This window comes from Hominenteromicrobium sp. (assembly GCF_046974225.1).
GTDB lineage: Bacteria > Bacillota > Clostridia > Oscillospirales > Acutalibacteraceae > Hominenteromicrobium > Hominenteromicrobium mulieris.
Window position 1 is genome coordinate 18,282 of sequence record NZ_JBKWAE010000016.1, and the last position, 14,745, is coordinate 33,026.

11 protein-coding genes are annotated in these 14,745 nt (G+C 56.1%); all 11 read right to left on the reverse strand.

The window, feature by feature from the left end; genetic code table 11:
• Nucleotides 1–10 precede the first annotated feature (10 nt).
• Nucleotides 11–1,084: a 1-(5-phosphoribosyl)-5-[(5-phosphoribosylamino)methylideneamino]imidazole-4-carboxamide isomerase gene (gene hisA, locus ACLTX1_RS10860; RefSeq protein WP_308448800.1), complete on the reverse strand. Its 1,074-nt coding sequence runs from the start codon at nt 1,082–1,084 to the stop codon at nt 11–13.
• A 61-nt stretch (nt 1,085–1,145) separates the two neighbouring features.
• Nucleotides 1,146–1,733, reverse strand: a complete 588-nt coding sequence (gene hisB / locus ACLTX1_RS10865; RefSeq protein ID WP_176821422.1) for an imidazoleglycerol-phosphate dehydratase HisB — start codon at nt 1,731–1,733, stop codon at nt 1,146–1,148.
• A 33-nt stretch (nt 1,734–1,766) separates the two neighbouring features.
• On the reverse strand, nt 1,767–2,837 hold the full coding sequence (locus tag ACLTX1_RS10870) for a pyridoxal phosphate-dependent aminotransferase (RefSeq protein ID WP_395590409.1): 1,071 nt from the start codon (nt 2,835–2,837) through the stop codon (nt 1,767–1,769).
• A 15-nt stretch (nt 2,838–2,852) separates the two neighbouring features.
• Nucleotides 2,853–4,142, reverse strand: a complete 1,290-nt coding sequence (gene hisD / locus ACLTX1_RS10875) for a histidinol dehydrogenase (protein WP_308448803.1) — start codon at nt 4,140–4,142, stop codon at nt 2,853–2,855.
• Nucleotides 4,139–4,792: an ATP phosphoribosyltransferase gene (gene hisG / locus ACLTX1_RS10880; RefSeq protein WP_412330920.1), complete on the reverse strand. Its 654-nt coding sequence runs from the start codon at nt 4,790–4,792 to the stop codon at nt 4,139–4,141. Before hisG ends, hisD begins: the two co-directional genes overlap by 4 nt.
• Nucleotides 4,789–5,976, reverse strand: a complete 1,188-nt coding sequence (hisZ, locus tag ACLTX1_RS10885) for an ATP phosphoribosyltransferase regulatory subunit (protein ID WP_412330921.1) — start codon at nt 5,974–5,976, stop codon at nt 4,789–4,791. Before hisZ ends, hisG begins: the two co-directional genes overlap by 4 nt.
• Before the next feature lie 152 nt (nt 5,977–6,128).
• The gene (locus ACLTX1_RS10890) at nt 6,129–10,466 is read right to left on the reverse strand and encodes a PolC-type DNA polymerase III (protein WP_412330922.1); all 4,338 of its coding nucleotides are present in this window, start codon (nt 10,464–10,466) and stop codon (nt 6,129–6,131) included.
• Nucleotides 10,467–10,559: 93 nt separating this feature from the next.
• On the reverse strand, nt 10,560–11,603 hold the full coding sequence (gene ispG / locus ACLTX1_RS10895) for a flavodoxin-dependent (E)-4-hydroxy-3-methylbut-2-enyl-diphosphate synthase (protein ID WP_176821416.1): 1,044 nt from the start codon (nt 11,601–11,603) through the stop codon (nt 10,560–10,562).
• A gap of 16 nt (nt 11,604–11,619) precedes the next feature.
• Nucleotides 11,620–12,711 carry a M50 family metallopeptidase gene (locus tag ACLTX1_RS10900; RefSeq protein WP_308448806.1) on the reverse strand — a complete coding sequence of 364 codons (1,092 nt, stop codon included), beginning with the start codon at nt 12,709–12,711 and terminating at the stop codon, nt 11,620–11,622.
• Complete coding sequence (locus ACLTX1_RS10905; RefSeq protein ID WP_412330923.1) at nt 12,708–13,883, reverse strand: 1-deoxy-D-xylulose-5-phosphate reductoisomerase; 1,176 nt, start codon at nt 13,881–13,883, stop codon at nt 12,708–12,710. The genes ACLTX1_RS10900 and ACLTX1_RS10905 overlap by 4 nt, the downstream gene beginning before the upstream one ends.
• Nucleotides 13,884–13,899: 16 nt before the next feature.
• Nucleotides 13,900–14,721: a CDP-archaeol synthase gene (locus tag ACLTX1_RS10910; protein ID WP_176821414.1), complete on the reverse strand. Its 822-nt coding sequence runs from the start codon at nt 14,719–14,721 to the stop codon at nt 13,900–13,902.
• Between the last annotated feature and the right edge of the window lie 24 nt (nt 14,722–14,745).

Sequence of the window (14,745 nt, forward strand, 5' to 3'; positions counted from 1 at the left end):
GTTCCCTCCGTCAGTTTCTTGCAATCTCTTTGTAGAAGCAGCTGTGGCTGCCGGTGTGGCACGCCGCGCCTGTCTGCACGACCTTTACGAGCAGTGTATCGTCGTCGCAGTCGGCATACATACTGATGACCTTCTGCGTATGGCCGCTCGTTGCGCCCTTGTTCCACAGCGTTTGGCGGCTGCGGCTGTAAAACCACGTGTAGCCCGTCTCCAGCGTTTTCGCCATGGATTCGCGGTTCATGTATGCCAGCATGAGCACTTCGTTTGTGGAGGCCTCCTGCACGATGCACGGGATGAGCTCCGATTTCTTGAAGTAGCGCTCAAGATGGTCTTCCTCTTCTTCGCTGCACTTGAACGATTTGCCGGAAAGGCGCTGACTGGCGGTGATGGCCGCCGTTAAGTCCAACGCTTTCGTATAAATGGATTTGCCCGCAATCGCACCGTACACGCCGAGGGCGTTGAGGTCTACGATGTCCTTTAAGTTGCCGACGCCGCCGCTTGCGATGATGTTGCAGCTGACGGCGCGGTTGACCTTATCGAGCATGACGAGGTTCGGGCCGTTCATGGTGCCGTCTTTATAAATATCGGTCACGATGAGGTAGCGCACGCCGATGTCTTCCATGCGCTTTGCCATTTCGAGGTAATCCACTTCGCTTTGAGCCGTCCAGCCCTCTGCCGCCACCTTGCCCTTTAACGCATCAATGCCGACGGCGATCTTTTTGCCGTATTTTTTCACGGCCTCGCGCACGAACTCCGGGCTGTGCAGCGCCGCAGAGCCCAGAATGATGCGATTGATGCCGTGCGAAAGATAATATTCCACGGTGTCCATATCGCGGATACCGCCGCCGACTTCTATATTCATCGAGACATTATCGCGAATGGAGAAAACGGTGCTGTCGTTTACGGGGCGGCGTGCCTTTGCGCCATCGAGGTCGACAAGGTGCACCCAGCGCGCGCCCTGCTCCTCAAACGATTGCGCGGTCTTGACGGGATCCTCCGCCACCTGCTCCGCCGTGGCGTAATCGCCCTGGAACAGGCGGACGCATTTGCCGTCCTTGAGGTCAATCGCCGGTAAAATGATCATGTTATATCCCTTCCTTATTCATTCCAAATTATCGTGTATGCAAAAAAGTTAAAATTTCAAATTATTCCGAAAGCGTGCCCTTGGTGGAAAGCACCGCGCCGGTGCTGTTTTCTGCTGTGGCATCGCACAGGGCGTGCGCGCAGGCTTTGAACAGCGCTTCGATCATATGGTGAGAATTTTTGCCGTAGGGGCAGCGCAGGTGCAGCGTGAAGCCGGCGTTATCGCTAAGCGCGCGGAAGAACTCCTCCGTCATACAGGTGTCAAAATCGCCGACGCGCTCCTGCGGGAACGCAGCGTCGAACACAAGGTACGGGCGGCCGCTGACATCTACGGCGCAGAAGCCGAGCGCTTCATCCATAGGGATCATGGCATGGCCGTAGCGCACGATGCCGCTGCGGTCGCCGAGCGCCTGCTTAAACGCACGGCCGAGCACGATGCCGGTATCTTCCACCGTGTGGTGGCAATCGACATTCCAGTCGCCCTCGGCTTTTAACTGAAGGCCGAAGCCGCCATGCACGGCAAGCGCCGTGAGCATGTGGTCGAAAAAGCCCACGCCGGTATCGACGACAACCTCGCCGCCGTCAAGCCCTAAGGTCAGCTCAATGTTCGTTTCTTTTGTTTGGCGCACAACTGTTGCCGCACGTTCCATATCGTTTCCCCCTAAAAGGGCCTAAAGCCCGATTTACGCTTGCTCTTTTTCTTCAAAGAACCGCTGAATGTGCTCTGTGACCACTGCGTTTTCGCCCGTGGAGCCTGCCGTGATGCGCAGGGCGGACATGTTTTTAAAGTACCGCACCGCGATGGATTCGGCCAAAAGGCGCTCGTAGAGCTCCTTTGCGTACGGTGTGCGCAGAACGACGAAGTTCGTAACGCTCTTTACCGTTTGGAGCTTTTCCGGGAAGCGCTGCGCCATGCGGTCGAATTTCTGCTGTAATTCGTCTCGCGAAAGCAGCAATCTGCGGATGGCGGCATCGGCTTCCGCGCGGTTTTTCAGCACGGCTTCCGCCATTTTCTGCGAGCAGGTGTTGACGTTATACGGCGACTTTACAGCCTTGATGGCGCGGACAAGCTTTTCGTTACCCACGGCAAAGCCCACGCGCAGCGCGGCGAGACCGAATGCTTTGGAGCACGTTTTCAAGATGAGTAAATTATCGTAGTTTTCAAATTCGCCGAGCATAGATTCGTTCCAGAAATCCATATAGGCTTCGTCGAGCACGACGAGCGCGGAGACGCCCCTGATGATTTTGCGCACGGCTTCGCGCGTGAGGCCGACAGACGTCGGATTGCACGGGTTGCTGAAAATGAGCAGCTTTACGTTCTCATTGTTGCAGGTTTCGATCACCTTGTCAATATCGATTGTGAAATTTTCGTCTTTTTTGATTTCGATGCCGCGGCATTCCGAAACGTAGCCGTAAAAATCATACATGGAAAAATCCGGCGTGAGCGTCGCGTAGGTCTCGCCCTTCATCAGAAAGCTCTGGAAAATGACGTTGATGAGCTCATCGCTGCCGTTGCCCGCCGCAACGCACGCCGGCTTTACCTTATAGCTTTTGGCAAAGGCGGCGCACAGGTCTTTTGCGGTGGGATCCGGATAGCGGTTGAGCTCCACTCTCATCATGGCGTGCAAAGCGGACGCCATAACAGATTCCGGCAGGCACAGGAACGATTCATTTGCGTCCAGACGAATTTTATACTCGCCCGCAATGGGTTCATACGGCTCTAAATCGCGGATCTTTTCATTCAGCGTATACATAAACTACCTCCGGGGTCACTTTTTCTTGCGGACGGCGATGGAATTCGCGTGCGCGGTCAGCTCTTCGGTCTCGGCAATGCGGATGATGTCGTCGGCAGCTTTCAGAAGCTCCGCTTCCGTATAGTAGATAAAGCTCGATTTTTTGATAAAATCATCGACGGAAAGCGGCGAGAAGAAACGCGCTGTGCCGCTGGTGGGTAGCACGTGGTTTGGACCCGCAAAGTAATCGCCGAGCGGCTCCGGAGAATAGTTTCCGAGGAACACGGAACCGGCGTTATCGAGCTTGCCGATGTATTCGAGCGGATTTTCGCAGCAGACTTCAAGGTGCTCCGGGGCGAGCTCGTTTGCGAAATCGACGGCTTCCGCCATGTTTTCGCAGACAATAATTGCACCGAAATTTTCGATGGATTCTTTAATGATGTCTTTTCTCGAAAGCGTCTGCATCTGGCGCTCAATCTCCGCGGCGGTCGCTTTTGCAAGGTCTTCCTCCGGGGTAATGAGAATGGCGGACGCCATGCGGTCGTGCTCCGCCTGGCTCATGAGGTCGGCGGCCAAGAACTCCGGCTTCGCGGTTTTATCCGCAATGACGAGAATTTCGCTTGGACCGGCAATCATGTCGATATCGATAGTGCCGTACAGTAATTTCTTTGCCGTGGCGACGAAAATGTTGCCGGGGCCGACGACTTTATCAACCTTCGGGACGGTCTCGGTGCCGTAGGCGAGCGCCGCGACGGCCTGCGCGCCGCCGATGAGGAACACGCGATCTACGCCGGCAATCCTTGCGGCGGCCAAAATGTTTTTATCCGGCTTGCCGGTACGTCCCGGCGGCGTGACCATGACGATCTCGCCGACTTCGGCAATTTTCGCCGGGATGACGTTCATCAAAACAGAGGACGGGTACGCTGCCGTACCGCCCGGCACATACACGCCGACCCTGTGCAGGCCGCGCACGCGCTGACCCATCAGAACACCCGTGGGCGAGGGATCGATGCGGCTTTGCTGCTTTTGTCTGGCGTGGAACGCGCGGATATTTTCTGCGGCGCGCTCCATCGAAGCGATGAACGCCGGGTCGCAGTCTGCGGTGAGCGCATCGATCTCCTCTTTTGTGATCTCCGCTTTCTCCGGCGCCCAGCCGTCGAACTTCATCGTATAGCGTCGCACGGCTTCGTCGCCGTTATCGCGCACGTCCTTCAAAATTTCGGCCACTTTATCCTCTACGCTGCGGTCGTTTTCGCTGACGCGGGCTTTAAGGCTTTGAATAAACGCTTCACAGTAGGCTCTATCGCCTTTGGCAATACGGATCATACGGATTTCTCCTCCCTGTTCTTTTCAATCTGCGCTTCCATACGGGCGGCAAGCGCTTCAATCTCCTGCTTTCTCATTTTAAGGCTGGCGGTGTTTGCGATGAGACGTGCCGAGATACCGGCGATGGTCTCCGTGACCTCCAGACCGTTTTCTTTTAAGGTGGTGCCGGTCTCGACGATATCGACGATGCCGTCTGCAAGGCCGAGCAGCGGGGCAAGCTCTACGGAGCCCTCAATTTTGATGATGCGCACGTCCATGGCGCGGCTTTCAAAGAACTGCCGTGCGACGTTCGGGTATTTGGACGCGACGGTCTTCGCTTTGTAGCCGCTGAAGAAATCCGTACCCTTGCGGCAGGCGAGCGCAAAGCGGCAGCGGCCGAAGCCAAGATCTAAGATTTCGTAAAAATGACTGCCGTTTTCCATGATGGTATCTTTGCCGACGACACCGAGGTCGCACACACCGTTTTCGACGTAAGTGATGACATCGGCAGCTTTGGCTAAAACGACTTCGATCTCGCCGTTTCCAACGGGAAGAATCAGTCTTCTGCCTTTTTCGCGCACTTGCGTGCAATCAAGGCCGATCTGCTCTAAAAGGTTCACGGTGTCTTTTTCGAGGCGCCCTTTTGTGAGGGCAATTCTTAATGGCTTCATGCGTTTTCCTCCCCTCTAAGGACGATGACTTCCGGGATGCCGCGGCGCTTTGCGTAGCGCTCGGCCTCGTCTGCCGTATCGAACACGGAGCTTTCGCAGATTTTGCCGTTTGCTGTCAGCTCGCGAATTTTCATCTGTGCTTTGATCTCCGCGCCGCTTTCCGCGTGGACGAGCACGTCCGGCGTGGGCACGCTTTCAATCCGTCCGTCGTCGAGCAAAACAGAAGCCAGCGCATCGACGTTTGCGGCAAAGCCGATAGCGGGCATGGGGGCATCGAATTGCTTTAAAAGCGTATCGTAGCGGCCGCCCATTAAAACAGCGTCACCGTAGTTTTCCACATAGGCGCTGAAGACGACGCCGGTGTAGTAATCGTTGCGCTGCACAAGGCCGAAATCGACCATCAGGCGGTCATCGAGGCCGAGCGACGACAGCGCGGTATATAGCGTGCGCATATAATCGAGCGTTTCGGAAAGCACGGGGTGGCCTTTGCAGAACTGCTCCGCTTCCGCGAAGACCTCTGCCCCGCCGAACAAGCGCGGCAGCTTTTTGATGGCTTCGGTATATACGGATTTGGGGAGTGCGTCGAGCATATCGCCGAGAGCGGCGTAGTTTTTGGACTCAATCGTCTGGCGGATGTCCTCTTTTTTATCTGCGGAGACGGGCAGCTCATCGGCGAGCGCACCGAAGAACTTTGCGCTGCCGATCTCCAAGCGGAAGTTTTCCGTGCACGCGGAAAGCGCCTCAACGGCGGCGGCGATGACCTCGATATCCGCTTTCAGCCCCGATGCACCCAAAAGCTCGATGCCCGCCTGCGTTGTTTCGTCGCTGCGGCCGGAAAGGTCCTTGCGGTTGCGATAGATCGGCTGGTTATAGTAAAGCCGAATGGGCTTTTCCATCGCCTGCAACCGCGTTGCGGTGAGGCGCGCGATGGGCAGTGTTAAATCGGGACGGAAGACGATGAGCCTACCTTTGTTATCCGTGGATTTATACATCTCATACTGAGGAATGGCGGCGTTTGGGGCATCGAACACGTCGTAGTATTCCATGCCGGGCGTGATGACCTCATTATAGCCGCGCATTTTGAATATATGCGTGAGCCGCTCGCTCACGGTACGCTGCGAAAGGCACTCTTCAAACAGAATATCCTTGGTGCCCTCCGGCGTGATTTTGTTGAACTTCTTCATAACGACCGTCCTTCCGCTTTAATGTAATGACGTGTTACAATAATATCATGTAGCTGTGCGCTTGTCAAGACTTTCCCTGCTTTGTGTATACACGTATATACGCATAGATATGCAGAAAGGCGGAAGCAACTTCTTGCGTCCGCCTAATGGCATTAAAACAGTGATGTCTGGCTGCTGTCCGGCAGACCCTGCAGTGCGCCGGCACTTTTTAAAACGTCGATAACAGCGCTGGAGACCTTGGCGCGGGACTGCACTTCGTCGATGGAGATGAACTCCTCGCTACCCGTGCACGCTTCATACAAGCTGTGCGCCGCCGCCTCGCCCACACCGGGCAGGGACGAGAACGGCAGACGGATCTTGCCGTCTTCGACAAGGAACTTTTTCGCATCGGATTTATACAGGTCGACCGGCAAAAGCTCGATGCCGCGGCACAGCATTTCGTTGATGATCTGGAATGTGGAATACGCCGCGTCTTCCTTGACAGTGGACTGGTGCTCCTTTTGCTTCTGCTCCAGCTCGCGCATACGGCGCTGTACGGCGGCACGCCCCTGCACGGCGGTGGCGCCGTCGAAATCTTCACTGCGCACGGTAAAGTACGCCGCGTAGTATTCCACGGGATAATGCACCTTGTACCAGCCGAGGCGCAGCGTCGCGATCATGTAGGCGGCAGCGTGCGCTTTCGGGAACATGTACTTAATCTTATAGCAGGACTCGATGTACCAATCCGGCACGTTATGCTCCTTCATGGCGGCGATGTGCTCCTGCGTGAAAAGCTTTTTCGCGTTGCCCTTACGGGTGATTTCCATAATCTTAAACGCCATTTTTGGCTCAAGGCCCTTTAAGAGCAGGTAGGTCATGATGCTGTCTCGCGTACCGATGACGGTGGCGATGGTGCAGGTGCCGCCTTTGATGAGGTCCTGCGCGTTGCCGATCCAAACGTCCGTGCCGTGGGACAGACCCGAGACCTGCAGAAGGTCGGAGAATGTCTTCGGCTGGGCATCGATGAGCATTTGGCGCACGAACGGCGTGCCGCACTCCGGCAAAGAGAACGTGCCCGTTAACGAGCCGATGTCCTCCGGCGTGACGCCGAGCGCTTCCGTGGACGTAAACAGCGACATGACCGCCGGGTCGCTCATGGAGACCTTCATGACGGGAATGCCGGTGTAATCTTCGAGATAGCGGTAGATGGTCGGCACATCGTGGCCGAGCTCGTCCAGCTTACAAATGGTATCGTGAATGGAATGGAAGTCGAAGTGCGTGGTGATGTTATCGGAATTCTGGTCGTTTGCGGGGTGCTGCACCGGGCAGAAATCGTAGACCTCTTTGCCCTTTGGCACGACGACCATGCCGCCGGGGTGCTGGCCCGTGGTGCGTTTGATGCCCGTGCAGGAAATGGAAAGGCGTTTTTCCTCCGCGCGGGAAAGCACGCGGGAACGTTCTTCGGCATACTTTTTCACGTAGCCGAACGCGGTTTTATCCGCGACGGTTGCGATGGTGCCGGCCTTGAAGACGTTTTCGCGGCCGAACAGCGTCTCCGTATAGCGGTGCGCACCGCTTTGGTATTCGCCGGAGAAGTTGAGGTCGATATCCGGCGTTTTGTCGCCGTCAAAGCCGAGAAACGTCTCGAATGGGATGGTGTGGCCGTCGCGGTCGAGATCTTCGCCGCAGCGCGGGCACTTTTTCGGCGGCAGATCAAAGCCGGAAAGGTAGCTGCCGTCCGTGATGAACTCGCTGTATTTGCACTTGGGGCAAATGTAGTGCGGCTCCAGCGGGTTAACCTCCGAGATGCCGGACATGGTCGCGACGAACGACGAGCCGACGGAGCCACGCGAGCCGACGAGATAGCCGTGCGCTTCGCTGTCTGCCACGAGCTTTTGCGCCGTCATGTACAAAACGGAGAAGCCGTGCTTGTTGATGGAGCCGAGCTCGCGCTTTAATCGCTTTTCGACGATCTCCGGCAGCGGGTCACCGTACTTTTCCTTGGTGCGCGCCCACGTAATGGAGTTCAGCTGCTCCTCTGCGCCGTCGATGAACGGTGGGAAAACACCCTCCGGGATGGGGCGGATTTCCTCGATCATATCGGCGATCTTGTTCGTATTGGTGACGACAACCTCATACGCTTTTTCTTTGCCGAGATAGTCGAATTCTTTCAGCATTTCGTCCGTGGTGCGCATGTAGAGCGGCGCCTGCTCATCGGCATCCGTGAAGCCCTGACCCGCCATCAAAATGGCGCGGCCTGCGGCGTCTTTCGGGTCTTTGAAGTGCACGTCTCCCGTTGCGACAACAGGCTTTTTCAGCTTTTCGCCGAGCTTTACGATGGTGCGGTTGTACTCTTTTAACTGCTCGATATCGCACGAGCCGTTGCGCACCATGAACATGTTATTGCCAAGCGGCTGGATTTCGAGGTAATCGTAGTAGGAAGCAATCTCGAGTAATTTTTCCCACGGCTCGCCACGCGTAATGGCGCGGAACAGCTCGCCCGCTTCGCATGCGGAGCCGATGATGAGACCCTCGCGGTACCGGTTCAAAACGCTTTTCGGCGTGCGGGGACGCTTATAGAAGTAATTTAGGTGGCCAAACGAGATGAGCTTATAGAGATTCTTTAAACCCACCAAGTTCTTAACGAGAATGATCTGGTGGTAGGTCGGCAGCTTTTTCGGGTCGCCGCCCGCGAGTGCGGTGTTGATCTGCTTGACATCTGTCAGCTTGAAATCATCGACGAGGCGCTGGATGAGGTTGATAAAAATCTCGCCGAGCACGGCGGCATCGTCGCACGCGCGATGGTGATTAAAGGGCTTTAGCTTTAAATACTTCGCGACCGTATCGAGCTTGCAGTTTTTGATGTCCGTCAGCATGGAGCGACACATGGCGACCGTATCGATATACACATACGGGAACGTCATATCGTGGCGGCTGCACACGGCGCGCAGGAACGAGGTATCAAAATTTGCGTTGTGCGCGACAAGAATCACGTCTTCGCCGCAGAACTCAAAGAATTTGCGCACGGCTTCTTCCTCTTTCGGTGCGCCCGCGACCATTTCATCCGTGATACCGGTGAGTTCCGTAATCTTTGCGGGAATGGGCTTTTCGGGATCGACGAATGTATTGAAAGATTCGGTGATTTCGCCGTTATGCACGCGTACCGCGCCGATCTCCGTGATGCGTTCTTTGCCCGAAGAAAGGCCGGTGGTCTCGAGGTCAAAGCAGATGTAATCCGTATTGAGCGGCTTATCGGTCTCGCCGGTGACGGCGGGCACGAGGTCGTTTACAAAGTAGCTTTCCACGCCGTAGATGACCTTGAATTCGCCGCCGCCCTTCTTGATCTTGAGCCACGCGTTCATGGCATCCGGAAACGCCTGCGCGACGCCGTGGTCGGTGATGGCGAGGGCCTTTTGCCCCCATTTATAGGCGCGGTCGATAAGCTCGCCTGCGGGGGTCATGCCGTCCATGGCGGACATGTTCGTATGCAGGTGCAGCTCTACGCGCTTTTCTTTGGCGGTATCGACGACCTCCACCATTTCCGCGCGGGCAATGGCGTTCGGGCGCATAACGTTTTCGCGGTCGTATTTATCGTACTCCACGGAGCCCGTCACGAGCAGCGCCGTACCCTTTTTGATGGCATCGATCTTTGAGCAGTCGTTCGCCTGCTGAATGAGCTTTAACGTGATGGAATTTGTGTAATCGGTAATGTCGATGGAATAAATCTTGCGGGAGCCGTCACGCGTTTCGCGGGATTCGATGTCGAACACCTCGCCCCAAACGGTGATACGTCCGGCTTCGATGGTCGCTTCGGAAATCGGTACCGGCTCCTTTTTCGGCAGATTGCCGAGAATGGGGCGCGCGGTCTCCAGAATGATCTGCGGCATGAGCGATTTGCCCTCGCGCACACTGACGCGGCACTTCGCAGCTTTCTCTTTCATGGCGGCTTCGTAGCGGTCCATTTCTTCGATGACGGCGGCGCGCGCACGCTTTTCTTCCTCGACGTGCAATCGCTCGATGACGGATTCGTCGCCGTTTTGCAGCTCTGTTTTGCCCGTGAACGTCACCGTAACGGGCACGCTGAACCACTCCTGCACCGTTTCGCTGATGGCGCGGTCGGTATGGCGCTTTTCGAGCAGATTGAGTCCGCCGTGCAGCAGCTCTATTGTAAGGGTATTTTCGTTTATGGTGCAGCCTGCGTCTTTAAATGTGCCGTTTAAGCTTGCGTCGAGCTCGCGCACACGCTCCAAAACGGAGGTAACGCAGCTTTCCTGCCACGCCTGAGCGGGGAATGCGGGGGCAAGCTCCACGCGCATATCAGGCAGAATGCGCTCGTGCAGCATACCGTTTACCTCGCGCAGGTCGCTGTACGGCACGAAGGCTTCAAACTTCGTTTTCAGGCGCACCAAACGGTTTTCCCTGTGTATCTCTATTTTTTCGATCTGACCGGCAGCGACGCCGTCTTTCGGCGTATAGCCGGCGCTTTTCAGCAGATCGCCTAATGTTTTCAAGCGCATCTCTCCTATGTAGAATGGTCTGTGTTTTTATGGTGTGAGATGATGCAAAAAGGCCGTACCGCCCGGCACAGCCTGTTTTATTGCAAATTAAAGCTTGTCGATCTCTTCCATCAGGGCGTCCAGAAGCTCAGCTTCCGGCACCTTGCGGATGATCTGACCTTTTTTGAAAATGAGGCCCTCTCCCTTGCCGCCGGTAACGCCGAGGTCGGCCTCGCGCGCTTCGCCGGGGCCGTTGACAACACAGCCCATGACGGCAACGGTGATGTCCTTATCAACGTATTCGAGTGCCTTTTCGACCTTATTGGCAAGGCCGATGAGATCGATACGTGTTCTGCCGCAGGTGGGGCAGGAAACAAGCTTTACGCCGCCGCGCAGACCGAGCGCGCTCAAAATATCGCGGCCGGTGCGAATCTCCTCTGCGGGGTCGGCCGTCAGGGAAACGCGCAGCGTATCGCCGATGCCGCGCTGCAAAAGGCTGCCGATGCCGATGGCGGACTTGACGATCCCCATGCGCAGCGTGCCGGTTTCCGTCACGCCGAGGTGCAGCGGGTAATCGCAGCGCTCCGCGATCCTTTCATACGCCTTGATATTCGTATCGACCGAGGAGGATTTCAGAGAGATGACGATGTCCGTGAAATCGAACTTTTCGAGCAAAGACGCGTGGTAAAGTGCGCTTTCGCACAGCGCTTCCGCTGTGGGCGCGCCGTACTTTGCGAGGATGCTCTTTTCGACCGAACCGGAATTGACGCCGATGCGAATCGGGATTTTCTTTTCGCGGCACACGGTCGCGACGGCTTTTACGCGGTCATCGCCGCCGATGTTGCCGGGATTGATGCGGATTTTGTCCACGCCCGCCGCTGCAGCTTCAAGCGCAAGCTTATAATCGAAATGAATATCCGCCACGAGCGGAATGGAAATTTTCTCTTTGATGGCGGGGATCAGCCGCACGGCATCCATATCGGGGATGGCAGCGCGGAGAATCTGGCAGCCGGCTTTTTCCAGTGCGACCGCCTGCCGCACGCTGCCTTCTATATCGGTGGAGGGCACGTTCAGCATGGACTGCACGGTGACGGGCGCGCCGCCGCCGATTTTCACATTGCCCGCCATGACCTGTTTTGAAATACGTTTCATTGTATCGTCCTTTCCCTTATCCGCCTGTTGCGATGCGCATGATGTCCTGGAACGTGACGGCGAGCATCAGGCAGATGAGCAGTGCAAAGCCGCCTGCGTGCACCCATCGTTCGTACTTTGCCGGAACCGGCCTGCGGAAGATCGCTTCGATGATGAGGAACACAAGCCGTCCGCCGTCGAGCGCCGGCAGCGGCAGTAAATTCACGATGCCGAGGTTCACGGAGATCACAAGCATGATGTACACGATGTTGTTGACCGCCGCGCCGAAGCTCTGCTTAAGCCCCGCGCTTGCGGCCTGCGTGACTGCCTGCGCCGTACCGACCGGACCTGCGAGCTCTTTAAAGCCGAAGCGGCCCGTCACCATGCCGATGAGGCTGTTGAAGATCATGCGCACGGTGGAGTACGTATCCGCAAACGCGTTTTTGATGAGCGTCCACGGCGTTTTTTCTTCGCCCAACACGTAGAAATCCAGCACGGCGCGGTACTGCTTGCCGTCCGCAGATGTTGTGTTGATGGTCAAATCGTTAAAGGTGACGGTCTCTTCGCCGCGCTTTACGGTGAGGTCAAGCGCCGCGGTGCCGTCTGTGGAATCAAGCGCCGCCATACTTAAAGCAAAGGAAAGATCCTGCCCTGTGCGAACGGTGTAGCCGTCGATGGAGGTGATGACGTCGCCCACCTCCACGCCGGCGGCTTCAAACGCAGAATTTTCCGCAAAGCCGGCAATCTGCATGGTGGCGTAGCGGTCTTCCTGTCCGCAGATGACCATCATCAGCAAAACGGCAAGCAGGATATTCATGATGCCGCCCGCCGCGACCACGATCATGCGCTGCCAAACGGGACGGTTGCCAAACGCGCGGGGATCGTCGCTTTTTTCGTCCTCACCCTCCATGGCGCAGTAGCCGCCGATGGGCAAAAGCCGCAGGGAATACTGCGTTTCACCGCGGGTGAACGAGAAAAGCTTTGGCCCCATGCCGATGGAGAATTCGTTGACGCACACGTGGCTCAGCTTCGCTGTGAAAAAGTGGCCGAACTCGTGGATGAAAATGATGAGCCCGAAGAGCAATACGCCGATAACGGCGAGCAGGATGCCCTGCACCACCGTGCTCATCTTGCGCTCTCCCCGCAGCGCTCCAGCACATAGGCGCGCGCTTTGCGGTCAGCTTCCAAAACGTCCTCCACGCTTGTAACGGGCGCGGTTTCAAATGTATCGGCTACATGGCACACGAGCTCGCCGATGTCCTGCCAGCCGATTTTTTCTTTTAAAAACAGCGCAACAGCGGCTTCGTTTGCACCGTTGACCGCCGCGGGCAATGTACCGCCGCGGCGAATGGCACGCTTGCACGCGCCGAAGCACGTAAAGGTTTCTTCGTCCGGCGCATAGAACGTCAACTTCTGCCAATCGGCCAAATTCAACTGCTTTACAGGCGACGGGAAGCGGCGCGGGTAGGTAAGCGCATACTGGATGGGAATGCGCATATCCGGCACGCCGAGCTGCGCGATGACGGAGTGGTCTTTATACTCAATGAGCGAGTGCACGATGCTTTCACGGTGCACAACAACATCGATGTCGTCCGGCTCCATATCGAAAAGCCACTTGGCTTCGATGAATTCGAGCCCCTTATTCATAAGCGTGGAGCTGTCTATGGTAACCTTCGCGCCCATGTCCCAGTTCGGGTGCTTTAAGGCGTCTGCGGGGCGGATATGCTGAAGCTCCCCGGCTTTTTTGCCGAAGAACGGACCGCCGGACGCCGTTAAGATGATTTTATTTAAGTCGCACTTTTTGTACATGCCCTGCAAACACTGGAAAATGGCAGAATGCTCGCTGTCTACGGGCAGAATTTCGATGCCGCTTTCTTTGGCGGTCTTCATGACGAGTGAACCGCCTGCGACGAGCGTTTCCTTATTCGCAAGCGTCATCTGCTTTTTGGCTTCGAGTGCCGTTAAGGTCGGCTTGAGACCCACCATGCCCACGACGGAGTTTAAAACGATATCAACGCTTTCCAGCTCCGTCAGGGCACAAAGGCCCTCCATGCCGCTGTACACCTTCACATTGAGGTCGCGGACGGCAGCGCGGAGCTTAGAAGCAGCTTCCAAATCAAAAACCGCAACTGCTTGCGGTTTAAATTCCCGGATCTGCTCTTCCAGAAGCCGAATATTGGAATGGGCAGCGAGCGCCTCCACTTTAACGGCGTGCTCCCCTTCCTTTTGTATACAGCGCACAACATCGAGCGCCTGTGTGCCGATGGACCCGGTAGAGCCGAGCAAAGCTAACTTTTTCATGCAGACCCATCCTTTCTTACGACACGATCGGCAGCAGCATCGTTACCATGTAGACAAACGGTGCGGTGAAAATCACGCTGTCGAAACGGTCCAAAATACCGCCGTGGCCCGGAATGACGCTGCCGAAATCTTTGATGTGGCAGCTTCTTTTAATGAGCGAAAAGCTGAGGTCGCCGAGCACGGACACAAACGCGCCGAAAAAGCCGATGATTAAGAGCGAGAGCCAGTTTGCCTGACGTTCGCCGCCGTAAATGCCGTAGGTGAAAATGAGACCCACGAGCTGCAAAATGATGACGCTGGACAACACGCCGCCGATGAGACCCTCCACAGTCTTTTTGGGGCTGATCTCCGGGCACAGCTTGTGCTTACCGAAGAGTTTGCCGGCGAAAAACGCGCCTGCGTCCGGAATCCATGCGGAGAATACGCACACGAGCGCGTAGAACATGCCGTGCTGGTCGCTCAACGTGCGCACCAGAACGATAGTCTGCAGCGCGAGTGGGATCAAAACGACCATGCTGTACACAACGGCCATTTCTTTAAAAGTGATCTCGCGGTGATGGCGCAGCAGCGCGCAGAAAATGCACGCCGTGAACGCGGAATAAATAAAGATATTTGCCTGCTGAAATTCACAGAACTGCACCAGCACGGCAGCTGTCATGCTGGGAACCGTGATATACCAGCGGTCGGAAAGTTCCAGCGCCTTGATGACTTCAAAAACAGCGAGCGCGGAGATAAACGCAATGGCAATATTGAGTGCCAGCGGAAAAGAGCGGTTGAACACGACGATTGCCATGAAAAATGCGACCAGCGTGACACCGGATAAAACTCTGTCCTTCATATACCTATGGTTTCCTTTCACCGT

Excerpts from the sequence above, each read along its gene's own strand:
- hisA (WP_308448800.1), bottom strand. The coding sequence starts at position 1,084 with ATGATCATTTTACCGGCGATTGACCTCAAGGACGGCAAATGCGTCCGC.
- hisB (WP_176821422.1), bottom strand. The coding sequence starts at position 1,733 with ATGGAACGTGCGGCAACAGTTGTGCGCCAAACAAAAGAAACGAACATT.
- ACLTX1_RS10870 (WP_395590409.1), bottom strand. The coding sequence starts at position 2,837 with ATGTATACGCTGAATGAAAAGATCCGCGATTTAGAGCCGTATGAACCC.
- hisD (WP_308448803.1), bottom strand. The coding sequence starts at position 4,142 with ATGATCCGTATTGCCAAAGGCGATAGAGCCTACTGTGAAGCGTTTATT.
- hisG (WP_412330920.1), bottom strand. The coding sequence starts at position 4,792 with ATGAAGCCATTAAGAATTGCCCTCACAAAAGGGCGCCTCGAAAAAGAC.
- hisZ (WP_412330921.1), bottom strand. The coding sequence starts at position 5,976 with ATGAAGAAGTTCAACAAAATCACGCCGGAGGGCACCAAGGATATTCTG.
- ispG (WP_176821416.1), bottom strand. The coding sequence starts at position 11,603 with ATGAAACGTATTTCAAAACAGGTCATGGCGGGCAATGTGAAAATCGGC.
- ACLTX1_RS10900 (WP_308448806.1), bottom strand. The coding sequence starts at position 12,711 with ATGAGCACGGTGGTGCAGGGCATCCTGCTCGCCGTTATCGGCGTATTG.
- ACLTX1_RS10905 (WP_412330923.1), bottom strand. The coding sequence starts at position 13,883 with ATGAAAAAGTTAGCTTTGCTCGGCTCTACCGGGTCCATCGGCACACAG.
- ACLTX1_RS10910 (WP_176821414.1), bottom strand. The coding sequence starts at position 14,721 with ATGAAGGACAGAGTTTTATCCGGTGTCACGCTGGTCGCATTTTTCATG.